Source organism: uncultured Kluyvera sp. (genome assembly GCF_902485085.1).
Lineage (GTDB): Bacteria > Pseudomonadota > Gammaproteobacteria > Enterobacterales > Enterobacteriaceae > Kluyvera > Kluyvera ascorbata.
On record NZ_CABTJS010000174.1, the window covers coordinates 1 to 21430 of the forward strand.

22 protein-coding genes, 1 tRNA gene and 1 pseudogene are annotated in these 21430 nt (G+C 51.1%); 12 read left to right on the forward strand and 12 right to left on the reverse strand.

Annotation, left to right across the window (positions count from 1 at the left end; translation table 11 throughout):
• Positions 1 to 47 precede the first annotated feature (47 nt).
• Positions 48 to 119: transfer RNA gene (locus RDN66_RS21345), tRNA-Arg, on the forward strand.
• Between the two features lie 60 nt (positions 120 to 179).
• On the forward strand, positions 180 to 458 hold the full coding sequence (locus RDN66_RS21350; RefSeq protein ID WP_202217495.1) for a hypothetical protein: 279 nt from the start codon (positions 180 to 182) through the stop codon (positions 456 to 458).
• An 83-nt stretch (positions 459 to 541) separates the two neighbouring features.
• Here RDN66_RS21350 and RDN66_RS21355 read toward each other — a convergent pair whose 3' ends face one another.
• Positions 542 to 1924, reverse strand: a complete 1383-nt coding sequence (locus tag RDN66_RS21355; protein ID WP_202217494.1) for a diguanylate cyclase — start codon at positions 1922 to 1924, stop codon at positions 542 to 544.
• 152 nt (positions 1925 to 2076) lie between these two features.
• Between RDN66_RS21355 and RDN66_RS21360 the strand changes: the two genes are divergently transcribed.
• A complete protein-coding gene (locus tag RDN66_RS21360; protein WP_035896588.1) occupies positions 2077 to 2553 on the forward strand; it encodes a WbuC family cupin fold metalloprotein in 477 nt (158 codons plus the stop codon).
• A 58-nt stretch (positions 2554 to 2611) separates the two neighbouring features.
• Here RDN66_RS21360 and RDN66_RS21365 read toward each other — a convergent pair whose 3' ends face one another.
• From RDN66_RS21365 to RDN66_RS21380, 4 genes are all read right to left on the reverse strand, one after another.
• Entirely contained in the window at positions 2612 to 3016 is a 405-nt protein-coding gene (locus RDN66_RS21365; protein WP_202217492.1) for a hypothetical protein, read from the reverse strand.
• Positions 3017 to 3028: 12 nt separating this feature from the next.
• Positions 3029 to 5536, reverse strand: a complete 2508-nt coding sequence (locus tag RDN66_RS21370) for an autotransporter outer membrane beta-barrel domain-containing protein (protein WP_202217491.1) — start codon at positions 5534 to 5536, stop codon at positions 3029 to 3031.
• Between the two features lie 219 nt (positions 5537 to 5755).
• Complete coding sequence (locus tag RDN66_RS21375) at positions 5756 to 6385, reverse strand: helix-turn-helix transcriptional regulator (protein ID WP_202217490.1); 630 nt, start codon at positions 6383 to 6385, stop codon at positions 5756 to 5758.
• 441 nt (positions 6386 to 6826) lie between these two features.
• The gene (locus RDN66_RS21380; protein WP_032072602.1) at positions 6827 to 7702 is read right to left on the reverse strand and encodes an extended-spectrum class A beta-lactamase CTX-M-5; all 876 of its coding nucleotides are present in this window, start codon (positions 7700 to 7702) and stop codon (positions 6827 to 6829) included.
• A gap of 546 nt (positions 7703 to 8248) precedes the next feature.
• On the opposite strand from RDN66_RS21380, the gene ypdK reads away from it, so the two are divergent.
• Positions 8249 to 8320, forward strand: coding sequence for a membrane protein YpdK (gene ypdK, locus RDN66_RS21385; RefSeq protein ID WP_100249902.1), 72 nt, complete (start codon positions 8249 to 8251; stop codon positions 8318 to 8320).
• A 65-nt stretch (positions 8321 to 8385) separates the two neighbouring features.
• Here ypdK and alaC read toward each other — a convergent pair whose 3' ends face one another.
• Positions 8386 to 9612, reverse strand: a complete 1227-nt coding sequence (gene alaC, locus RDN66_RS21390; protein ID WP_202217489.1) for an alanine transaminase — start codon at positions 9610 to 9612, stop codon at positions 8386 to 8388.
• Positions 9613 to 10001: 389 nt separating this feature from the next.
• Here alaC and RDN66_RS21395 point away from each other — a divergent pair, with 389 nt between their 5' ends.
• The 3 genes from RDN66_RS21395 to RDN66_RS21405 are packed head-to-tail and all read left to right on the forward strand — an operon-like array spanning position 10002 to position 13320.
• Positions 10002 to 11699, forward strand: coding sequence for a sensor histidine kinase (locus RDN66_RS21395; protein WP_035895525.1), 1698 nt, complete (start codon positions 10002 to 10004; stop codon positions 11697 to 11699).
• A gap of 12 nt (positions 11700 to 11711) precedes the next feature.
• Positions 11712 to 12449 (forward strand): LytTR family DNA-binding domain-containing protein, encoded by a 738-nt coding sequence (locus RDN66_RS21400; protein ID WP_035895523.1) that lies wholly within the window; start codon positions 11712 to 11714, stop codon positions 12447 to 12449.
• Between the two features lie 13 nt (positions 12450 to 12462).
• Entirely contained in the window at positions 12463 to 13320 is an 858-nt protein-coding gene (locus tag RDN66_RS21405) for a helix-turn-helix domain-containing protein (RefSeq protein WP_115073813.1), read from the forward strand.
• Positions 13321 to 13361: 41 nt separating this feature from the next.
• Here RDN66_RS21405 and RDN66_RS21410 read toward each other — a convergent pair whose 3' ends face one another.
• The gene (locus RDN66_RS21410) at positions 13362 to 14618 is read right to left on the reverse strand and encodes an MFS transporter (protein ID WP_035895521.1); all 1257 of its coding nucleotides are present in this window, start codon (positions 14616 to 14618) and stop codon (positions 13362 to 13364) included.
• Between the two features lie 281 nt (positions 14619 to 14899).
• On the reverse strand, positions 14900 to 15202 hold the full coding sequence (locus tag RDN66_RS21415; RefSeq protein WP_035895519.1) for a hypothetical protein: 303 nt from the start codon (positions 15200 to 15202) through the stop codon (positions 14900 to 14902).
• A gap of 213 nt (positions 15203 to 15415) precedes the next feature.
• Here RDN66_RS21415 and RDN66_RS21420 point away from each other — a divergent pair, with 213 nt between their 5' ends.
• The gene (locus RDN66_RS21420) at positions 15416 to 15931 is read left to right on the forward strand and encodes a helix-turn-helix domain-containing protein (RefSeq protein WP_202217488.1); all 516 of its coding nucleotides are present in this window, start codon (positions 15416 to 15418) and stop codon (positions 15929 to 15931) included.
• 47 nt (positions 15932 to 15978) lie between these two features.
• Here the strand turns inward: RDN66_RS21420 and RDN66_RS21425 are convergent, their stop codons facing one another.
• The 4 genes and pseudogenes from RDN66_RS21425 to RDN66_RS21440 all read right to left on the reverse strand — a co-directional run bounded on the left by RDN66_RS21425 (position 15979) and on the right by RDN66_RS21440 (position 18267).
• Positions 15979 to 16500 (reverse strand): hypothetical protein, encoded by a 522-nt coding sequence (locus RDN66_RS21425; RefSeq protein ID WP_202217487.1) that lies wholly within the window; start codon positions 16498 to 16500, stop codon positions 15979 to 15981.
• A complete protein-coding gene (locus RDN66_RS21430; RefSeq protein WP_308538168.1) occupies positions 16497 to 16841 on the reverse strand; it encodes a DUF1294 domain-containing protein in 345 nt (114 codons plus the stop codon). Before RDN66_RS21430 ends, RDN66_RS21425 begins: the two co-directional genes overlap by 4 nt.
• Before the next feature lie 53 nt (positions 16842 to 16894).
• Positions 16895 to 17295: pseudogene (locus RDN66_RS21435) on the reverse strand (VOC family protein).
• Positions 17296 to 17373: 78 nt separating this feature from the next.
• Entirely contained in the window at positions 17374 to 18267 is an 894-nt protein-coding gene (locus RDN66_RS21440) for a LysR substrate-binding domain-containing protein (protein WP_202217485.1), read from the reverse strand.
• A 100-nt stretch (positions 18268 to 18367) separates the two neighbouring features.
• Between RDN66_RS21440 and RDN66_RS21445 the strand changes: the two genes are divergently transcribed.
• From RDN66_RS21445 to RDN66_RS21460, 4 genes are all read left to right on the forward strand, one after another.
• Positions 18368 to 18670, forward strand: a complete 303-nt coding sequence (locus RDN66_RS21445) for a carboxymuconolactone decarboxylase family protein (protein WP_202217484.1) — start codon at positions 18368 to 18370, stop codon at positions 18668 to 18670.
• A gap of 5 nt (positions 18671 to 18675) precedes the next feature.
• Entirely contained in the window at positions 18676 to 19062 is a 387-nt protein-coding gene (locus RDN66_RS21450; RefSeq protein ID WP_202217483.1) for a tautomerase family protein, read from the forward strand.
• 267 nt (positions 19063 to 19329) lie between these two features.
• Positions 19330 to 20313 (forward strand): DUF1852 domain-containing protein, encoded by a 984-nt coding sequence (locus RDN66_RS21455; protein ID WP_035895503.1) that lies wholly within the window; start codon positions 19330 to 19332, stop codon positions 20311 to 20313.
• Positions 20314 to 20340: 27 nt separating this feature from the next.
• Positions 20341 to 21372 (forward strand): methionine synthase, encoded by a 1032-nt coding sequence (locus RDN66_RS21460; RefSeq protein ID WP_123650213.1) that lies wholly within the window; start codon positions 20341 to 20343, stop codon positions 21370 to 21372.
• The last annotated feature ends 58 nt before the right edge of the window (positions 21373 to 21430 follow it).

Here is a 21430-nt window from a genome sequence, read left to right on the forward strand (position 1 = left end):
ACATACTTACCCCTGGGGGCAAAAAACGCTATACTCGGCGCCACTTTGTCCCCTTAGTTAAATGGATATAACGAGCCCCTCCTAAGGGCTAGTTGCAGGTTCGATTCCTGCAGGGGACAAATCCCGAATATTCCACTATGCTTCGTCGCACACCATTCCCCCTTTGAAGCTTGTATCTCATGATTATTTCTGCTCAAAACGTCCACGGTATTAATCTGTCTGAATATCCAGATTTTATTATTCGTATTATCGGCACGTCCCACCGTAATGGAACAAGCAATGGTGCAAACTGCTCAGGCTATAATATCAATCAAGAAATATATGACGGCATGACCGTGCAGGCCTACCAGGACATGATCAGACGTAGATTCGATCCCGCAGATCCGCAGTTTTCACTGACAAAACATCTGCGGTATGACATCAGAAAAGGATATCTGGAATTGCATGAGGTCGGATGACGCGTGACAGCCGCACCCAAAACGATGCGGCTGCGTAAAATACCTTCCTTCCACGCAAGAAAATGAAACCACAGCAGACTAATTTACTGCCCAGCCTTCCACATCTCCACGCGGTTTCTTCCCCGTTTTTTCGCGATATAAAGCGCTTCATCCGCCAGTTGAATCAAGCGCTCATAGTCCGGATGGCCATTAAACATCGCCGCACCAATCGACAGCGAAAGCGAAATATCGTTGCCGTCCGAGGCCTTCACCTTGGTTTTTTCCACCCGGCTGCGGATACGCTCGGCGGTACGCAGCGTGTCAATTTGCGTCGCTTCAGTCAGCACAATAACAAATTCATCGCCGCCGTAGCGGAAAACGTAGTCGCTGCTTCGGACGTTGTCATAAAAGACCTGGGAGACGCGACGTAAAATCTCATCGCCGGTATTGTGACCCCAGGTATCGTTAATCTGTTTGAACTTGTCCACATCAATCACCAGGACTGACAACGGCGTGCCAACCCGGTTAGCATGGGCAATTTCACGTTTGAAGATAGTCGGCAGGAAGCGGCGGTTGAGCAGCCGGGTGAGGACGTCCATACCCACCTCATGGCGCGAGACCTCTTCGAACAGCTCGCGTAACAAGGTCAGGATCTGCGATACCGTGCTCCTGAGCTGAATCAGGAATTTATTACGCTCGGCTTTATTACCGAGTGATTTCCCCTCGGTGCTCAGGGCATGAATCACACCGTCAAAATCCTGCATCAGCCTTGAAATATGCCCCACCTCGGCAATTCCACTGAAATAGTGGCGACCTTTATGGTTAAACCAGAGGCCGAAATCAGACTGGCTGAGCGGCATACCATTCCCTAAATCAACATCGAGTACGACTTTATAAAGAATATCGAGCTCCCAGGTCAGCAATGTTGCAATCTGCCGCTCTTTCTCCTCTTCAGCGTTCTCCAGCAGTGAGAAAATACGATAGTTTTCATCGTCTTTCGACATACTGCTTTCGCTGAAAGAAAAGGCCCGTGACATCACTTCCATCGCAAGATCGATACTGTTGATAGAAAAATGGTAGATCTGCAGCTTATCCGCAGACACCTGAGAACTAAAAATAATGACGGGATAGAGAATTTTTTTCAGCACCCGGAAGCCCATCTCCACTAGCTCAACCGGTATGCCGATGCGCGCGTGCACTTCAGCCACAGTGTGCTGGGCCGCAAGCAGGCGGTCAATATCCTCCTCTTTGCAAGACAGGATATCGATGATCCACCGTTCGAGCGCGCTCTTAAGCTGTTTTTCCACCTGCTCATTGCTGAGAAACTCTTCAGCATGCGGGTCAGCCAGCACCACTTTATAAAACTCGGCACACAGCGTGCGTGCATTTGCCACCGCAATTTCTGCGGTCAACTGTCGTATGTGAGGTTCGGTCTGCTCAAGTAGCGAAAGCCATTCGCTCTTCATCTTCTTCAGGTACATCTCCATCGGCATCTCTCACATAACAATTATTCATAAATTAAATAACAACAATGCAACTATGAGCCCTGGTGATGTAAGACACAAGCCGGCGCTTCACTTACCTATCAGGTTCTGGCAATCTGGCGACCATAATTTCCTCTATTAACAAGGCCGTCAGGATGAAGCAGATCACCTGTAACGATATGCAACAGCAAAGTGCCGCCGCCGCACATTCCCCTCGCCTGCGTGCGCACCGTAACTTTCACCCGGAGTTAAGCGACCCGGTTCAGCGCCTGGCGATTGCTATGGAGCCTGGCACCTATGTACGCCCCCATCGTCATCCGCACACCTTTGAGCTGCTACTGCCGCTCAGCGGGCGCTTTGTCGTGCTGAATTTTGATGAGCAAGGTACGGTGACGCACCGGGCGGTGCCTGGAGAAACCTGCACCGTGCTGGAAATGGAGGCCGGAACCTGGCACGCGGTGCTATCGCTCGATAACGGCGGCGTGATTTTTGAAGTGAAGCAGGGAGCCTATCAACCCGTTGCTGAAGAAGATTATGCGCCGTGGTCCCCTGCAGAAGGAGACGCGGGTACGGCCGAGCTGATGGCCTGGTATGCGATAGCGCAGGTGGGTGACCGCTATCTTCCCCATTAAGGCGATAAAAAAAGCCCCGTTTATCACGGGGCAAACTTTCAGGGAAATCGTTGAACACCTAGCGTAAGCCGAGCTGCTCTTTATTTCGTTGTAGGATGTAGGCTTCCGTTGCTACCAGGCCGTTGATACGCCCGAAGGCAGCCAGAAGATTTGCAATCGCCGACTGCTGCAGTGTCTTTTTATCCGCAGCCTCCGTCATATCATTCGCCAGGCTCCAGGTATGAGCAGCCTGCTGGCACAACGTTCTTACCGATTCAGGGTACTCTCTGGTCTCCATCTCCTGTAACAATGTTCGAAAAGTCATATCGCGTTGAGTGTCTTCACCATCATCAAAAATAATCTTCATGATAGCGTCCATAATGATGCGCAACTCTTCAGCATAAATTTTCATCGCGTTCTCGATACGCCAGCACATCAGCACCACCAGCGAAAACAGGTGGCTGGAGTGCTTTACACCAGCCACCTAGCCAAAGCATCAGAAGGCGTACTTCATCCCCAGCATACCCTGTGTATCGCTGTAACCTTTATCCCCAATCTGCTGAGCGACGTTGCCCCAGAGATGCAGGTTTTTCCCTAACTGTCCTTCCACACCGGCTTTGAGTTCACCGATATTGCGCGTCCCCGCCTGGTAGTTGGTGACACCATTCATGACAACGCCGTAGGACCGCGTGTTGTAGATCCAGTTAGTCTCAACGAACGGCTGAAACTCACGTTCTTTCCCTTCATCGATCGCGCTATATCCTTTGATAAACGCTTTCAGCCCAAGTCGGGTTTGCAGGTTGCCATCGCCCTTCCCCTTCACACGCGTACCGTTTGCTTCCGTATGATTATCGGCCTGCACCCCCATCCAGGTGAGCTGTGCTTTCGGCTGTAGCCAATAAGTAGAGCGCCCGTCGCGACGCTCACCCATCAGGAAGCTATAGCCCCCCTCAACGGATGCGGTAATGCCGTCTGAATCATATTTCTCGCTCGCCAGTCTCTCTCCGTACACCTTATTGTTAAACCAGTTGTAGAGGATCCAGCTATCCAGATAACTGCCCGTTTTATCCGCTTCGTTTGCATACCAGGTGCCATAAATCCCGGCGCTATAGCCCGTTACCTGTCCTCGGGAGTGATAACGACTCACATCAGACTTCGTATTGCTTTGGCTGTTGCCGTAGCCAGCCATCAGCCCCAGATGCCAACGATCAAGGCCGTTGGTACTCCACTGGGCAATATCTCCCCCCAACTGAAGCACATAGCGGTTACTCTGGGTACTCAACTGCCCGCTGGAATCTTTAAAGCGCGTATGCCCCCCGACGTTACGCATCCACATGCTGGTGACCTTCTGCTCCCCCGTTAACCGGTCGATATACTGCGTCTCACCCAGTCGGTCATGCAGACGAGTCGTAAACATCGTGTTGGCCGCGGCCAGGTTGGCAATATAGGAGCCGCTCTCCGGACGCAGCGTTGGCTGTTCTGGCACTGGCTGTTCTGGCACCGGTTCTTCCGGGGTGGTTGCGGCGTTCATCAAATACCAGTGGTTAAACGTTGTCCCTTCTCCCCGACGCAGCGCATACTCATAGCTGCCAGCGACAATGCGTCCGGACTGAACAAAGTTGCCGTCAGAAGCGCCATCAACGTGGATCACTTCAATCCCGTTAATCGTCTTATCACCGCTGCCCCCGGCATTGGTGACGGCAACGAACGTGGTACCGGAAGTATCTCCCTCCACCACCAGCTTATCGGTCACCGAATTATCATCACCGAGCACCGTATTAATCCGCAGAAGGCCGTTGTTTCCCTGGTAATTACCGGCCACCGTCAATACGTTACCCGCCGATGCTCCCGCCCACTCAACCGTACCGTTATTCAGCGTAAGTGAGGACAGCACCGAATCACCGGTCATTTTCCAGAGGCTGTTACTGCCATCAATCTGCAGGGCGATAGCCCCGGCATTGGCGGCTGAGGTTGCCAGCTGATTTGAGTTGGTGATACCGGTGAACACGCTGCCGTCAGCCATATGCAGCGAAACCTGTCCATCGTTATCGGCAACGATATTCCCGTTTATCAGGTACACGCCCGCTACCTCTGTACCGCTATCAATGTCGTAAGATTTTACCAGCGCCTCGGCGCCGGAGGCATAAACCGCCGAGCCGGTGCCTACGTTAATCACGGCATCTTTTGCCAGATAAATAGCCGCCTGCTGACCTGCTGATGACGAAGAAGCAAACAGCCCGTTGGCTAAGTCACCCATTGCCGAAATATTCACATTACCCAACGACACGGTACCCGCAGCCCGGGCATAAACGGCGTGTGCGCTCTTGCCGACCGTTTTAAGCGTGCTATCACCATTGAGGAAGATTTCCGCCTTGCCTTTCACCGCCGTACTGTTGGCTTCGGTATCCTGGCCTGCATACACCGCATAGCCCGCCACAGTAGAGCCTGCGGAGGTGGTTTCAATGGTTGTTGGCCCATTAAGGGTGATAGTGGCAACCGCATTGGCATTATTGATTGAGGCGTTGGCGCGAACGCCCATGCCCGTCGCCTTAATGTTGGTTTCATTATTGACCGTCACGCGGGAATAGTTCGCGTTAAGCTCCCGTCCAAGGTTGATACCGTCGGAGCTGTAACCACTGGTAATAGCGTTATAATTTTCAATAACGATATTGCCGCCGCCATTCTTGGTGTGAATACCGTCCGCCATCATGCCCGTGGTTTTAACAGTAAGATCGTTAAACTTATAGTTCTCACCGTTCATGTAGATAGCCCAGCCTTTAAGACCACCGCTGGTTGTTCCTCTATCGGTGGTAGTGATATTCACCTCATCATAGTTGGTGAAGTCGCTGTTATTTCCATTGCTATTACCGGATCCATAATAATAAAGTGTAGTAGTTGCAAGAAATGTTTCGGCATGCGCGGTAGTACAATAGAAATTAGACATCAGTAACGCGGTGGCGATACACAGTGCTAACGGCTTACGTTCCAGAGGTTTTGGCATCATAATAAACTCCTTCTCTTCTTCCTTTTTGTGTTGCTGCCAGATTGTTGTTTTAATATTTATTTATCAGACTACCTTTTATTAAGACGCAGGGAGCCCGTCATGACGTATTTACATCAATGTTTAAATAATGAAAAACATCCTTTCATTGAATTTAAATTGTAAGCCTCCCTCACCATGAGGTGATTTAGAAAAGATAAAAACAAACCTATTTAATGACGTTTATGATGAGTGCGAAAATCGAAGTAGCGTATTGATATCAGCACCCATTTTCTTCTCCGCCCGTCGCTTTGCGGCATACACCGCACGGATATCAAGATGGCGCCCCCTGGCCAGATGGTTACAATCTTCACCCGCAATCAGTGCCCCCAGGACATCGAACTCGAGCGTTGACAGAGATAGTCCATGAAAAAACGCATCTCTCTGATAGATAAATCTTTTCTTTAATTTCTCACCAGCAGACTTTAAATTATCCTGTTGATAAATAATCAAAAAAATATCTTTGTGATGCTTATACCAGTAATTAGCCAATGGTCTGAGTTGCCTATCGCAAACGAGAACAATCTTTAGTTTTGTTTCGTATAAATAGTCCAACCATTTTTTGTCAGTAAAAAAACGCAGATAGCTAATAGAGAAATCAACAAAAACACACCCAAGATACAGGTAGTGATATTGCTGTTTAAGGAGACCCTCCATGATACCGAGTGAGAAATAGCGACTGGCTTCAGGCCAGGTACAAAAACAGTATTCCTGACAAAATGAAACCCGTAGAGAGGCATTTGGCTTAACTTCACAATGAGAAGGGCAGCTCATACAGGTAACTCTTGCAAAATTATTATTGAGCGACTTCATTGTCCCCTCCTTATCCATATTAGAATAATTTCATTGAGGTAATTTATTGTCAATAAGCTTTTAAGATGGCTCTTAGTTCAACTATTAAAAATAAATAAAATTCTTAAAGCATAAAAAACCATTAGAAAACAACCATGCAGACAGAAAGGAGATACGGAAGGCCGAAATTATTCCAGTGTAAAAAAATAGGAATACTGCAAGTGTAAATCAGATAATTACAATAAAAACAAACAACCTAATAATTAAATGCCTTAAACATTATTTAAAATAAAATAGTTTACATAAGAAATTGTTATCTATTACCTTCCTGAAGCTAAGCTATTTGGTTCAGAAAAAAGAGCGGGATGATAGAAAGAGATGAGGGTTCGTTGCAAGACAAGACTGAAGTTCAGGAGCACATTTTTAACGTAAATGGAGCGATACCTCGCTCCATTTATTGCATCAGAAACCGTGGGTTACGATTTTCGCCGCCGCAGCCAGAACATCCCGACGGCTTTCCGCCTTCTGCTCCGGTTGGGTAAAGTAGGTCACCAGAACCAGCGGTGCGTGGTTTGCCGGCCAGATAACCGCGATATCGTTGGTGGTGCCATAATCTCCGCTGCCGGTTTTATCGCCCACTCCCCATGATTTCGGCAGACCCGCCCGAATGCTCGCGCTACCGGTAGTATTGCCCTTAAGCCACGTCACCAACTGTGCCCGCTGAGTTTCCGCCAGCGCTTTACCCAGCGTCAGATTTTTCAGGGTCTGCGCCATCGCGAGCGGCGTGGTGGTATCACGCGGGTCGCCTGGAATGGCGGTATTGAGCGTGGGCTCGGTTCTGTCCAGACGGAAGGTCTCATCACCCAACGAGCGAGCAAACGCCGTCACTTTATCGGGCCCACCCAGATGGGCAATCAGCTTATTCATGGCAGTATTGTCGCTATACTGCAGCGCCGCTGCGCCAAGCTCAGCCAGCGTCATCGTGCCGTTAACGTGTTTCTCCGCAATGGGATTGTAGTTAACCAGGTCGCTCTTCTTGATTTCAACGCGCTGATTTAGCAGGTGCTTATCGCTCTCGCTCTGTTTAAGCACCGCCGCGGCCGCCATCACCTTACTGGTACTGCACATCGCAAAACGTTCATCGGCACGGTAGAGAATCTGCGAATTATCGGCGGTGTTAATCAGCGCAACGCCAAGCCGACCTCCCGAACTTTTCTCCAGGGCTTCCAGCTGCTGCTGCACGCTGTTCGTCTGCGCGTGCAGCGTTGCGCTGCTAAATAGCAGGGGTAGCGTCGCCATCACCGTTAACATTGAGCGGCGAATGCTCTGAGTCATCATAAAAAATCCTCTATTAGTATTATCCCTCGGCCTTCAAGTATTCATTGAAAAAACAAAAAGTAAAAACAAAACCTGCCAATATCCCCACAATTTAGCCTGGTCCAGATTTGCGTCGCGGCGAAAAGCAAAAGTCAGAGATCGTTCACGAAAGCAGCAGCACATTTTGCAGCAGCGGAAAAAAGGATGAGGGGTACGCAGGCACGGTAAAAATTTTTGACGTCCGTCGCAAAATTAGCCATAAAATCAATAGGGTTTAAAGGGCGAGAAACGGTCAAAAGAAACGTCGCCAGAATGAAATTTATTACCGGATGAAATTAAAGTGTCGCCGAATCACGACACCCGTAAGTAACTAAAAATTAATAAAAAAATCCCTCTTGTTTCCCCTCATCTTTAGGCGTACATTAGCGCCATCTGGAGCACAAATGCACAGAATTCTGAGGTGATGTCAGCCGCGAAAATGGGTCAGTCTTTTTCCGTCGGTTGATATCAGCTCGCAGTACTACCTGGTCATAAATGCGTAGAAAAAATTACGCGGAGAGATGAGTCGTGAAATATTTCTTTATGGGCATTTCCTTTATGGTCATCGTTTTTGCCGGCACGTTCGCCCTGATGATCTAGCCAATAAAAATGCAAAAAAAACAGGAGCCGATTGGCTCCTGTTTGCATTTGTGGGGCAACGAAAATCAGCCAGCCGGTTTGTGCTCTGACGGCAGCAGACCGTCGGCGCGGAACATGGCTTTAATTCCACGGATAGCCTGACGAATGCGGTCACGGTTTTCAATCAACGCAAAACGGACATGAGTGTCGCCATAGTCACCAAAGCCGATACCCGGAGATACGCACACCTTCGCGTCCTGCAGCATCTTCTTGGCAAACTCCAGCGAGCCCATATGCGCGTACTGCTCCGGAATCTTAGCCCACACGTACATTGACGCTTTCGGCATGTCGACCATCCAGCCCGCTTCATGCAACCCTTTCACCAGCACATCGCGGCGGCGCTTATACTGGGCAGCAATATCGTGCACGCACTGTTGATCCCCTTCGAGGGCGGCAATGGCCGCCACCTGAAGCGGCGTGAAGGTGCCGTAGTCGTGATAGCTTTTAATACGCGCCAGCGCGTTGACCAGGGTTTTGTTACCGACCATAAAGCCGATACGCCAGCCCGCCATGTTGTAGCTTTTGGACAGCGTGAAGAACTCTACTGCCACGTCGCGCGCACCGGGTACCTGCATAATCGACGGCGCTTTCCAGCCATCGTACACGATGTCGGCATAGGCCAGGTCGTGCACCACCAGCACATCGTAACGTTTGGCCAGCGCGACCACTTTTTCGAAGAATTCCAGCTCGACGCACTGCGCGGTCGGGTTAGACGGGAAACCTAAGATCATCATCTTTGGTTTTGGGTAGCTTTCGCGAATCGCACGTTCCAGCTCGTTAAAGAAGTCGACGCCTTCCACCAGCGGTACGGATCGTACCTGAGCCCCGGCAATCACCGCGCCGTAAATGTGGATCGGGTAGCTTGGGTTTGGCACCAGCACGGTATCACCGTGATCGAGCGTGGCCAGCATCAGGTGAGCCAGACCCTCTTTCGAACCAATGGTGACGATCGCTTCGTCTTCCGGGTCAATTTCAACGTCGTAGCGCTCCTGATACCAGCGAGAAATCGCGCGGCGCAGGCGCGGAATACCTCGCGAAGTGGAGTAGCCATGGGTGTCCGGGCGCTGTGCCACGGTGCAGAGTTTTTCGACGATGTGCGGCGGCGTCGCGCCGTCCGGGTTCCCCATGCTGAAATCGATGATATCTTCGCCGCGCCGACGCGCAGCCATTTTCAGTTCAGCGGTGATGTTAAAAACATAAGGGGGTAAGCGATCGATACGCGTAAAACGGCGTTCAGGACTGGAGTCAGCCATAGGTTCCTCAGATTTACGTTAGCGCCCGAACCGTTCGAGCGACGCTGCCACCGATGTGGCATGACTAGAAAATAACCTGAAAAAAATGGCGCTGTCGAGAGGGGACGTAAAAAATTATTGCTGTGGTTAAAAGGGGAAGTCGCGAACAAACGAATCAATCACCGTTGTTCAGATAAGTGAAAAATAGAACATTATAATAACAGTGTGTTATCCAGATTTTTGCATTGTAGCTGTCGTGATACTCCGCAGATTCACCATCTCTCCTTCATGATTCATTTTCTCTATCAATCCCCTTTTAAAAATAAGGTTTATCCCTATTCATGCGTATCGCTGGTCATCCGCCGCCGGGTTTCTTATCATAAGACTTTCCTGAAAAACCCGGCGCTCCCATGCACGAAATATTCGATATGCTGCTCGCGGTCTATGACCGAGCCGCATTAATGCTGATTTGCCTCTTTTTCCTGATTCGCATCCGTCTGTTCCGCGAACTGCTGCATAAATCCGCGCATACCCCGAAAGAACTGTTGGCGGTAACGGTTATTTTCTCGATGTTTGCTATCTTCAGCACCTGGTCCGGCGTGCCGGTGGAAGGGTCGCTGGTGAACGTCAGGATTATTTCGGTGATGTCCGCGGGCATCCTTTTCGGCCCTTGGGTAGGTATCATTACCGGGATCATTGCCGGTGCGTACCGTTATTTAAGCGATATTGGCGGAGTGACCGCCATTCCTTGTTTTATTACCACCATTGCCGCAGGCATTATTTCGGGCGTCATTCACCGCAAAGTCCCAAAAGAGCGGCATTGGCGTGTAGGTATCCTCGGCGGTATGTTGTGCGAAACGGGCACCATGATTCTGGTGATTCTTTTTGCACCAACCATGGCGCTTGGGGTCGACATTGTGTCGAAAATCGGCATCCCGATGATTGCCGGCAGCGTCTGTATCGGCTTTATCGTCCTGCTGGTGCAGAGCGTTGAGGGTGAAAAAGAGGCCAGCGCTGCGCGCCAGGCCAAGCTGGCGCTGGATATCGCCAATAAAACCCTGCCTCTGTTTCGCCAGATTAACAGCGACACACTGCGCCAGATTTGCGACATTATTCGCCAGGATATTCACGCCGATGCGGTAGCCATAACCAACACCGATCGCGTACTGGCATACGTTGGCGTGGGAGAAGATAACTACCACAACAATGATGACGCCATCAGCCCAACCACCAAACAGGCTATCAACAACAACGAAATCATCATTAAAAACAATGATGAAGCCTACCGCACGCCGGAAATCCACTCGATGCTAGTGATCCCGCTTTTGGAAACCGGGGTGGTGACCGGGACGCTGAAAATCTATTACTGCCACGCGCACCAGATAACGTCGTCACTACAGGAAATGGCGATCGGTTTATCACAGATCATTTCGACCCAGCTTGAGGTTTCCCGCGCCGAACAGCTGCGGGAAATGGCAAATAAGGCAGAGCTGCGCGCGCTGCAAAGCAAAATTAATCCCCATTTTCTGTTTAACGCACTGAACGCCATTTCGTCGTCGATTCGCATGAACCCGGATACTGCGCGGCAGTTGATTTTCAATCTCTCACGCTACCTGCGCTATAACATTGAATTAAAAGACGATGAGCAGATTGATATCCGTAAAGAGCTGTACCAGATTAAAGACTATATCGCTATTGAGCAGGCGCGTTTCGGCGATAAGCTCACGGTGATTTACGATATCGACGATGAGGTGAACTGCTTTATTCCTAGCCTGCTGATTCAACCGCTGGTGGAAAACGCCATCGTGCACGGGATTCAGCGCAGCAAAGGGAAAGGTGTGGTCACCATTAGTGTGACGGAGTCCGGCAACCGCGTGCGTATCGGCGTGCGGGATACTGGCCCAGGCATCGACCCGCTGGTGATTGCGCGAGTCGAAGCCAATGAAATGCCGGGCAACAAAATTGGCCTGCTGAACGTACACCACCGCGTTAAGCTGCTGTACGGTGAAGGGCTGCATATCCGCCGCCTGGAGCCGGGCACCGAGATTGCGTTCTATATTCCAAACCAGCGTACGGCCATTCCGGCCGCCGCCACGTTACTGCCTTAACCCGGAGCCCGTATGAAGGTCATCATTGTTGAAGATGAATTCCTGGCCCAGCAGGAACTAACCTGGCTGATTCAACAGCATAGCCAGATGGAGATTATCGGTACGTTTGACGACGGGCTCGACGTGCTTAAATTTTTGCAGCACAACAAAGTCGATGCCATCTTTCTCGACATCAACATTCCGTCGCTCGACGGCGTGCTGCTGGCGCAAAACATCAGTCAGTTTGCCCACAAGCCATTTATTGTCTTTATCACCGCGTGGAAAGAACATGCGGTAGAAGCCTTTGAGCTGGAAGCATTTGACTACATTCTGAAGCCGTATCAGGAATCACGCATCGTCACCATGCTGCAAAAGCTCGAGTCGAGCTGGCAACAGCAGCAATCTGGCAATGTTAACGTTGTCAGCAGCGCGCCGCGTGAAAATGACACGGTTAACCTGATTAAAGACGAGCGCATTATCGTCACGCCGGTTAACGATATCTACTACGCCGAAGCGCACGAAAAAATGACCTTCGTCTATACCCGGCGCGAATCGTACGTGATGCCGATGAACATCACCGAATTTTGCGCCAAGCTACCGTCTAGCCAGTTTTTCCGCTGTCATCGTTCCTTCTGTGTGAACCTGAATAAAATACGCGAGATAGAACCGTGGTTTAATAACACCTATATTCTGCGCCTGCGTGACCTGGAGTTCCAGGTGCCGGTAAGCCGCAGTAAGGTGAAAGAATTCAGGCAGATAATGCATTTATAGCGCAGGATGGGGAATGAAAGCATCAGAACTACCAGCAGACCAACAGTTTTTTGCCGATCTGTTCAGCGGCCTGGTGCTCAATTCACAAAGGCTAGGCCGAGTCTGGTTTGCCACCCATCCCACCAGTCTGCCAAACGGCAGTCTGTGCCTAGACCTCCCGCGCCTCGACGTGGTGTTGCGCGGCGAATACGGCAATCAACTGCATAAAGATCAGCATCGCCTGACTGAGGGGGAGATGCTGTTTATTCCCGCTCGCGCCGCGAACCTGCCGGTGAGCGATAAACCGGTGATGCTGTTAAGCCTGGTTTTTGCTCCGGCCTGGCTGGGGCTTTCGTTCTACGATAACCGCACCGCCTCCCTGCTCCGCCCGGTTCGTCGTATCGAACTTCCGCATCTGCAGCGCGGCGAAGGCGAAGCCATCCTCACCGCCCTAACCCATCTGAGCCGCTCACCGCAGATGCAGGATGTTATTCAACCGCTGATGCTCAGCCTGCTGCACCTGTGCCGGAGCGTTGTTAATATACGTCCGGAAGCACAGCGCCCGCGTTCAGAATTTCTCTACCAGAGCATGTGCAACTGGGTACAGGACAACTATGCGCAGCCGCTCACCCGCGACAGCGTGGCACAGTTTTTCAATATCACGCCCAACCATCTCTCAAAGCTGTTTACCCAACACGGCACTATGAGCTTTGTCGAATACGTGCGCTGGGTGCGCATGGCAAAAGCAAGGATGATCCTGCAAAAATACCATCTCTCGATTGCGGAAGTGGCACAGCGCTGCGGCTATCAGGATAGCGACTATTTTTGTCGACTTTTCCATCGGGAATTTGGGCTCACACCGGGCGAGTACGGTGCACGATTTAAGGCATAAATCTGATACAGCGTATTTTGCTTGCTGGCGCGCCCCCCCATTTAAGCGTCCAGCAGGCGCGCCAGCATGTTTCTTCTGCTGATATAAATAATTGCGCACAGCAGCAGGCTCAGCAACGCTGTGCCGATAAACACCCCCGCCCCGGTCATCGCGAGCAGTACTCCACCGATTAGCGGCCCGACAGCGATACCCAGCGTCGACAGCGTTGATGCTCCCAGATAAGCGCCACGATGCTCAGCCGGCGCGAGCTGATCGAGCAAAATGTTCAGGTTCGGCATCAAAATCGCCTCCCCCATGCTAAACAGGCAGGTAGCCGACAGCCAGAGCCCCATGTCCGTCGAGCGTATGGAAAAAAAGCTCAGTTGCGCGAGAAAGAAGACCGCACCGCCCATCAGAATGCGCCTGGGCAGCGTCATCTGCGCCATAAATCGCACGATAAAGGTCTGAAATACCAGCACAGTACAGGCGTTGGTAACCAGTATCAGGGTTATCAGTTTAATCGCTGCGTTGCCATCCAGCGACAGAAGATACTGGGGCAGAACGGCTTCATAATGGATAAACACCACGCTGCACAAAATACTGCACAGCAGCGCCGCAATATAGATTTTATCTCTGGCAATCACGCCTATTACCTGATGAAACTTAATAGCAGGCCCGCTGCCGGTCTGCTGCCCCTCATCCAGAAGTTTACCCGCAGGAACAAACAGCAGTACGTAGACGAAAAACGGCAGGTAGCTGAGGCCCGTTATCAGGAAAGTGCCCTTTTGCGATGTCAGGCCGAAAACGATCCCCACCAGAGGGCCAAAGACGGCCGCGACGTTTATCAGGTAGTAGCGCATTTGCAGGGCAAGCGCACGGCGGCGACGGTCGCCCAATAAATCACTCATCAGCGCGCGCACCGGAGGGTCAACCCACGCAAAACAGACGCCGATAATCATCAGGCCACAGATAAACAGCGCCATGCCCGTCGCCTGCGCCAGAATGATGTAGCCCACGGCGGAAAACCCACAGCCCAGCAGAAGAATAACCCGTCGCCCCAACCTGTCAGAGATCTGCCCACCATACATCCCGAGCACCACCGAAATAAGCGCGCTACTGGTCATCGCCAGACCAATGGCAATAGGCGACATATGATAATTCTGCGTCATGATAACGGCGATAAATGGCCACGCCATAAAATAGCTGAACCGAATGACCAGGGTAAAAAACAGCAGCGCATGGACGGTCGCGGGGAACGTTTTTAACGTCTGAAACAGGCCAGGAGCCGCACAAACTTCAGCGGCAGGTTTTGTCGTCATAGGTCAGCTCGTGAGTGATGATGAATAGAGTGCTTCGCTATTTAATGTAAGCGATTAAATATTAATAAAATTATTCAACAATCGTCGCAAGAGAAATGTTAATGAAATGTTTAATACGCCTGTTTGTGAGGTCCGGCGTCTTAGTCTTAGCGAAAAATAAGGGAAAGTGTGAGGCGGTCACCAAAAAGCGGTAGTTAATACTGAGTTCACCGATAACCTATCGTCGGTTACCGGCGTATAACCTGAAATGGCTCCATCAATGCGTTATTTTCGCGCGAGAGTTATTCAAACAATAATGAAGATAGCCCGATAAACATGATGCCGTTAAGCACCAATAGCACCAGGACAATAATAAACGCCAGCACGCCAAACACCGTGATTTTCCGGCGTTGAATAAACGTAATCCCGGATAATACCGCGCAGAACAGAATCACCTTAAAGATATAAGACAGCGGCACCATCGCCGCATGGCCGGTATGGACCCCAGCCAGCCCCAGAAGGCCCAACACCAGAGCGCCACAAAATCCCCATCCCCAGAACGTCATCGGCAAGCTCAGTTGCCCTGTGACCAATTTTTTTAACACAGCCCTATCCTTATCTATTATCTCAATACGTTAACGTTTTTAGCATCCGCTATCCTGGCCTGCATAGCGAATTTTACCGTTGAGCGGCAGGTTAAAAAAGCCACCCAAATCAGGATGTCGTCCGCGTGTCGGGTTGATGTCGCCTGCCTGTCGTGCCGCTGCGGGAAAAGATGTGCAAGAATCTTTCTATCACGAATCTGCGAGGCAACAATCATGAATACCAGTGAAAAAATCAAAGCTTACCGGCTCAAAAATGCATGGTCACAGGAACAGCTCGCGCAGCTGGCTTCTCTGTCTGTAAGAACGGTACAACGCATTGAAAAGGGGCATACGCCGGGACTAGAAACAATCAGCGCGCTAGCCTCCGTGTTTAATGTCACGGTATCTGAGCTGTCCGATGAGGCAGAGCTGGCAAACGACGCGCTGGATACGCGCATTCTCGATGCCAGGCGTCGTGTACAGGAAGAGGCTCGCTTCTATCGTACCCTGACCATTGCTTTTCTGATCTGCACCGCGCTGATGGCGGTGAACTACTTTTACTCCCCGGGTAGCTACTGGTCACTGATAGTGACGCTTATCTGGGGATCGCTGATTGCCGTTCGCGCACTGAGGACGTTTGTCTTCCGGGAACGTATTGCCCAATGGCAGCATAATCGGATGCTGCGGCTATTACGCGAAAAAAATATCTCACTGTCGCGCGAAAACACCTCCGCCGACAAAGACCATTAACCGCAATCATGGCGATCGCCGGCGCCGCTCAGAAGCGCGGCGCGGCACTACGCCAGTTGATAAGGAAAGAGATGCACAACATTACTGGCTAACGGGTAAATACCCAGGCTTTCGGTTCTTTTCTGGAGTTCTTCCAGGGGCAGACCAGCAATAGGCTCACGCCCACCCCAGATAAGCAGCCCCTTTTTGCCATAGTCAGCCATGATCTCAAGCGTTTTGCCATTGCTCAGTTCAATCAGTAACTTATTCTCTTTTACAGGACGCAAATCCCCTTCAGTATCCGCAATGAACAGCGCTATTTCACCCGAAGCAATAATATTTTCATGCCGTGGAGAGATAATCATGCCGTTCGCCGCCACCGGTATCATGTTCAACTGTGAGCACCCGGTATAATCCGTCTCAGACGGCATTCTGCCTCCCCAGAGGTGAATACCTTCTGGGATTTCAGCCGGTAGCGGCTGCGGACTGTCTGTCAGTTCGAGCGTTTTACCGTCATCAAACTCAACCACGATGCGACTGCCGTTTTGTAAGGCTAAGTCCCCGTTCGGGTCAGTGATGTACAGGTTCATACCATCCCCCTGGTAAGTAGCATGTAAATCGCCACCATCGCCACGATACTTACTATCACGCTGATGATGAAATAGGTTTTAAACGGCTGCTTTTGCGTTTTGTGGCGAAAGGACTGCTGGCCCACAATCGCGCCGGGCCAGCCACCGACCACACCAAAAACCAGCAGCGTAGATTCCGGCACACGGCGCCAGGCCTTGCGCGCGGCAAGTTTATCGACGCCATAAATCACGATGGTCAGAACGTTGACCAGGAGAAACCACATCATAAAAGGATGCAGCGTAAAAATACTGCCGAGCGCCGCAAGGCCCAGCAGCAGATAGCAAAAACGATTGAGATTCATATCAGTAAATAGCGCCATATGGAGCGTGTCGACAGCGTATTATACGCACAACGTTAGCCTTGCTTGTTCTGGTAGAGGTCCCAGCGGTTGCCATACAGGTCTTCAAATACCACCACCGTACCGTACTCTTCTTCTCGCGGCGCTTCGCAAAACGTCACGCCATTTGCCTTCATGGCGTTGTAATCGCGCCAGAAATCATCGGTTTGCAAGAATAGAAACACCCGCCCGCCACACTGATTACCAATAAACCCTTCCTGCCGCTCGTTTGAAGCGCGCGCCAGAAGTAAATTGCAGTCGCTTTCGGGTTTGGAGAAACCACCACCCAGCGCTTACCGGGCTGCGGCGTATCTTCAACGAGGGTAAATCCAAGCTTTTGCGTGTAGTACGCGATGGCGCGATCGTAATCATCCACCACGATGGCAACGTACCCCAAACACCGTTTTTGCGTTCTCATTGTCTGCTCCGTCCGGTTTCAGGCATTGTTGCCCGCTCCCTTTTTATCATAAATGAATTTTCTTCACCCAACGTATCATCAGCGCACGCGCGCCACGCCGGTTAACGCCGCTTCCATAAGCGCGCCTAGCGCCGCTTGCGCTTCGCTAACCGTCGCCGTTCCGGTATTCATTTTCAGGGTAATGCCTAAATTGCCCGGCGAGGGCAACAGGTTTTCCACGACACACAGGCTGCCCGGCATACCAATACGCGTTCGCAGCGTAATGCCCAGCCCCGCCTGCACCGCCGACCAGATACCGCTCAGGCTGTGGCTGACAAAAACCACCCGCCAGGGAATATTCGCCCGATCCAGGCTGTCAATGGCGCGGGAGCGCATCATACAAGGGTGCTCGAACATCACCAGGGGCAGCGGCTCGCCCTGCGTCAGCAGCGCGGCAATATTGAGATCCGGATGCGCTATCCATTCCAGCGAGCACTGACTTATCAGCCTGCCGTTTTTGAGTTCTCCCTCCGGCTGCCAGAGCAGCGCCAGATCGAGCCTATTGTCGTTAAGCGCTTCGAGCAACGCTGGGTTACGGTCGATACGGGCTGACATCCGCATTCCCGGATGGTGACGCTTAAACTCGCCAAGGATGCCGGGCATCAGGGATTCGCCGAAATCTTCCTGCATGCCAATACGAATCTCACCTTGTAACGGTTCGCTGTTTAGCGCGCGCTGCGCTTCATCGTTTAGCGCCAGCAGCCGACGGGCATAGCCCAGCAATATCTCACCGTTGTGGGTCAGCTCCAGATGACGGCCTTTCCTGACCACCAGCGCGGTACCGCACTGCTGCTCCAGCTTTTTCAACTGCGCGCTGACCGCAGAAGTTGAGCGGCAAAGACGTTGTGCCGCCAGCGCAAAGCTGCCGGACGCCATGCCGGTAACGAAGCTGCGCAGCGCGTCGAGGTCGAGCGAAGGGGGAACTTTATTCATAATTGTCCTGAAATTCGGGATTGACAATCAAAAACGATTCAATTTTCAGGACGAAAATATCTCGCCAGAATGGGTTCACTGTCAATACGGAGAGAACACCATGTCAAAGCCCCTCGATCGTGAAACCCTGGCCCGCATCGCACCAAAGTTAGCCGAGCTAAGCCAGGAACTGCTGTTTAACGATATCTGGCAACGTGAAGGACTTTCATCACGCGAACGTAGCCTGATTACGCTTGCCGCCCTCACCGCGCTTGGGCGCGTGCAGCAAATCCCCTGGCACATTCACTTTGCGCAGCAAAATGGCCTGACAAAAGCCGAAATAGTGGAAGCGTTCACCCATTTGGCGTTCTACGCGGGCTGGCCTGCGGCGGTGTCCGCTCTCGAATGTCTGGATGAGGAATAACGACAATGCCATTTACCCGAATAACCCTACGCCAGGGCTACAGCGATGCCCAGATAGCGCAGATTTCTGACATTCTGCAGCAAAGCCTCGAAGACGAATTTGTCGTCCCGCCCCACGATCGTTTTCAAGTGTTTGAAACGCTACCGGCAAACCAGCGCGTGTTTGATAGCCGCTATTACAGCGCAGGGCGTAGCGAGAACTTCATTCAGTTTCATATCCTTGCGGGAAAACCGCGTTCATCTGCGCAAAAGAGAAACCTTTGCAGGACGCTCTGTGAACGACTCAATACGAAGATGAATATTTCTCCTGATGATGTGATGGTGATGATTCAGTTCAATACCGCCGATGACTGGAGCTTCAGCAACGGTCAAATGCTCTCTGAGCTTGATTAGCCCTATTCTCCGGTGCTAAACGCACCGGAGAGTCCGCTGCGGCGTTTCGTGACCCACCTCTCTTTTTCACCATTTCCCCGCATCATGAACTTCCCTCATGTTGCATTGAAATTAAGTCGCTTTCCCTCTTTCACCGCCTCTGGCATAAATTATCAACATTAACTTATCGGCAACATTAAGACTGCTGAATGAGAAAAGCAGAGCAGCGTCTCTGGCAATCAGTAAGTGAATTTAATTTTCATATCAGCACTCGGGATGACAGAGACGATGAATAAAGATTTTACCTTTACTATCAAGAGCAGCACCTTCGACGAAAACTATAACCCGTCAGAAAATACGCGTATTACTACCAACTTCGCGAATCTGGCTCGTGGGGAGAACCGTCAGGAGAACCTGCGCAATACATTGAAGATGATTGACAATCGTTTCAATACGTTAGCGCATTGGGATAACCCTAAAGGCGATCGTTACGGCGTTGAGCTTGAGATTATTTCCGTTGAGATGAATATCGATGCGGAAGGTAAAACCACGGCGTTTCCAGCCATCGAAATATTGAAAACCCATATTGTTGATAAGAAAACCAACGAACGTATTGAAGGCATTGTTGGCAATAACTTCTCTTCCTACGTTCGTGATTATGACTTCAGCGTGTTGCTGCTTGAGCATAATAAAAACAGAACCGAATTTAACATTCCGGATACCTTTGGCGAGCTGCACGGCAATATCTTTAAGCACTTTGCCAACTCACCGGAGTACAAAGCGAACTTCAAAAAATCGCCGGTTATCTGCCTTAGCGTGTCGAGCAAAGATGTTTATCGCCGCACGGGCAATGAACACCCGGTGCTGGGCATTGAATACCAGCCGAGCAGCGCCTCCCTGACCGAGCAGTACTTCGGCAAGATGGGCCTGAAAGTACGCTATTTCATGCCGCAAAACAGCGTTGCGCCGCTGGCGTTCTTCTTCTCCGGTGACCTGCTGAGTGATTACACCAGCCTGGAGCTTATCAGCACCATCAGCACCATGGAGACGTTCCAGAAGATTTATCGCCCGGAAATTTACAATGCCAACTCGGCGGCGGGCCTGTGCTATCAGCCAGACCTGAACCAGCAGGATCACTCATTAACCAAAATTGTTTATGACCGTGAAGAACGCAGCCGCTTAGCGATTGAGCAGGGGAAATTTACCGAAGAGCACTTTATCAAGCCGTATCAGAACATTCTTGAGCAATGGTCCGCTAACTACGCTCTTTGATTAACAAATAATACCAGGTTATTGAATATGAAAACATTGCTCCCGACTTCCACCGCTGGCAGCCTGCCGAAACCGTCCTGGCTTGCTCAACCAGAGACGCTGTGGTCACCATGGAAATTACAGAACGACGAGTTAGTTGAAGGGAAACAGGATGCGCTGCGTCTCTCCCTGCAAGAACAGCTGCTGGCCGGTATTGATATTGTTAGCGACGGCGAGCAGACCCGCCAGCACTTCGTCACCACATTTATTGAGCACCTGAGCGGCGTGGATTTTGAAAAACGCGAGATCGTGAAAATCCGTAATCGCTACGATGCCAGCGTGCCAACGGTTGTCGATGAAGTGGCACGTCAAAAACCGGTGTTTGTTGACGATGCGCGTTACCTGCGTCAGCTGACTAAGCAGCCTATCAAGTGGGCGCTGCCGGGGCCAATGACCATGATTGATACCCTGTATGACAATCACTACAAAAGCCGTGAAAAGCTGGCGTGGGAATTTGCCAAAATCCTCAACCAGGAAGCTCGCGAGTTAGAAGCCGCAGGCGTGGATATTATCCAGTTTGACGAACCGGCCTTTAACGTATTCTTCGATGAAGTAAATGATTGGGGTATCGCGGCATTAGAGCGCGCTATTGAAGGTCTGAAGTGCGAAACCGCGGTACACATCTGCTACGGCTACGGCATTAAGGCCAACACCGACTGGAAGAAAACGCTGGGTTCAGAGTGGCGTCAGTACGAAGAGGCATTCCCTAAGCTACAATCTTCGAATATCGATATTATCTCGCTGGAGTGCCACAACTCCCGCGTGCCAATGGATCTGCTGGAACTGATCCGCGGTAAAAAAGTGATGGTGGGGGCGATTGACGTTGCGAACCACGCCATTGAAACGCCTGAGGAAGTGGCTGAGACGCTGCGCAAAGCGCTGCAGTTTGTCGATGCAGAGAACCTCTACCCGTCAACCAACTGCGGCATGGCACCATTGCCTCGCCAGGTGGCACGCGGCAAGCTCAACGCGCTAAGCGCAGGCGCCGAGATTATCCGTAAGGAAATCCTGGGCCGATAACCCCATCTCCGCGTAGGCCGGATAAGCGAAACGCCATCCGGCCTGCAACGTCATACGC

Bases quoted from the DNA above. Each gene is read 5' to 3' on its own strand.
- RDN66_RS21350 (WP_202217495.1), top strand. From the start codon at position 180: ATGATTATTTCTGCTCAAAACGTCCACGGTATTAATCTGTCTGAATAT.
- RDN66_RS21355 (WP_202217494.1), bottom strand. From the start codon at position 1,924: ATGGAGATGTACCTGAAGAAGATGAAGAGCGAATGGCTTTCGCTACTT.
- RDN66_RS21360 (WP_035896588.1), top strand. From the start codon at position 2,077: ATGAAGCAGATCACCTGTAACGATATGCAACAGCAAAGTGCCGCCGCC.
- RDN66_RS21370 (WP_202217491.1), bottom strand. From the start codon at position 5,536: ATGATGCCAAAACCTCTGGAACGTAAGCCGTTAGCACTGTGTATCGCC.
- RDN66_RS21375 (WP_202217490.1), bottom strand. From the start codon at position 6,385: ATGAAGTCGCTCAATAATAATTTTGCAAGAGTTACCTGTATGAGCTGC.
- RDN66_RS21380 (WP_032072602.1), bottom strand. From the start codon at position 7,702: ATGATGACTCAGAGCATTCGCCGCTCAATGTTAACGGTGATGGCGACG.
- alaC (WP_202217489.1), bottom strand. From the start codon at position 9,612: ATGGCTGACTCCAGTCCTGAACGCCGTTTTACGCGTATCGATCGCTTA.
- RDN66_RS21395 (WP_035895525.1), top strand. From the start codon at position 10,002: ATGCACGAAATATTCGATATGCTGCTCGCGGTCTATGACCGAGCCGCA.
- RDN66_RS21400 (WP_035895523.1), top strand. From the start codon at position 11,712: ATGAAGGTCATCATTGTTGAAGATGAATTCCTGGCCCAGCAGGAACTA.
- RDN66_RS21405 (WP_115073813.1), top strand. From the start codon at position 12,463: ATGAAAGCATCAGAACTACCAGCAGACCAACAGTTTTTTGCCGATCTG.
- RDN66_RS21410 (WP_035895521.1), bottom strand. From the start codon at position 14,618: ATGACGACAAAACCTGCCGCTGAAGTTTGTGCGGCTCCTGGCCTGTTT.
- RDN66_RS21420 (WP_202217488.1), top strand. From the start codon at position 15,416: ATGAATACCAGTGAAAAAATCAAAGCTTACCGGCTCAAAAATGCATGG.
- RDN66_RS21425 (WP_202217487.1), bottom strand. From the start codon at position 16,500: ATGAACCTGTACATCACTGACCCGAACGGGGACTTAGCCTTACAAAAC.
- RDN66_RS21430 (WP_308538168.1), bottom strand. From the start codon at position 16,841: ATGAATCTCAATCGTTTTTGCTATCTGCTGCTGGGCCTTGCGGCGCTC.
- RDN66_RS21440 (WP_202217485.1), bottom strand. From the start codon at position 18,267: ATGAATAAAGTTCCCCCTTCGCTCGACCTCGACGCGCTGCGCAGCTTC.
- RDN66_RS21445 (WP_202217484.1), top strand. From the start codon at position 18,368: ATGTCAAAGCCCCTCGATCGTGAAACCCTGGCCCGCATCGCACCAAAG.
- RDN66_RS21450 (WP_202217483.1), top strand. From the start codon at position 18,676: ATGCCATTTACCCGAATAACCCTACGCCAGGGCTACAGCGATGCCCAG.
- RDN66_RS21455 (WP_035895503.1), top strand. From the start codon at position 19,330: ATGAATAAAGATTTTACCTTTACTATCAAGAGCAGCACCTTCGACGAA.
- RDN66_RS21460 (WP_123650213.1), top strand. From the start codon at position 20,341: ATGAAAACATTGCTCCCGACTTCCACCGCTGGCAGCCTGCCGAAACCG.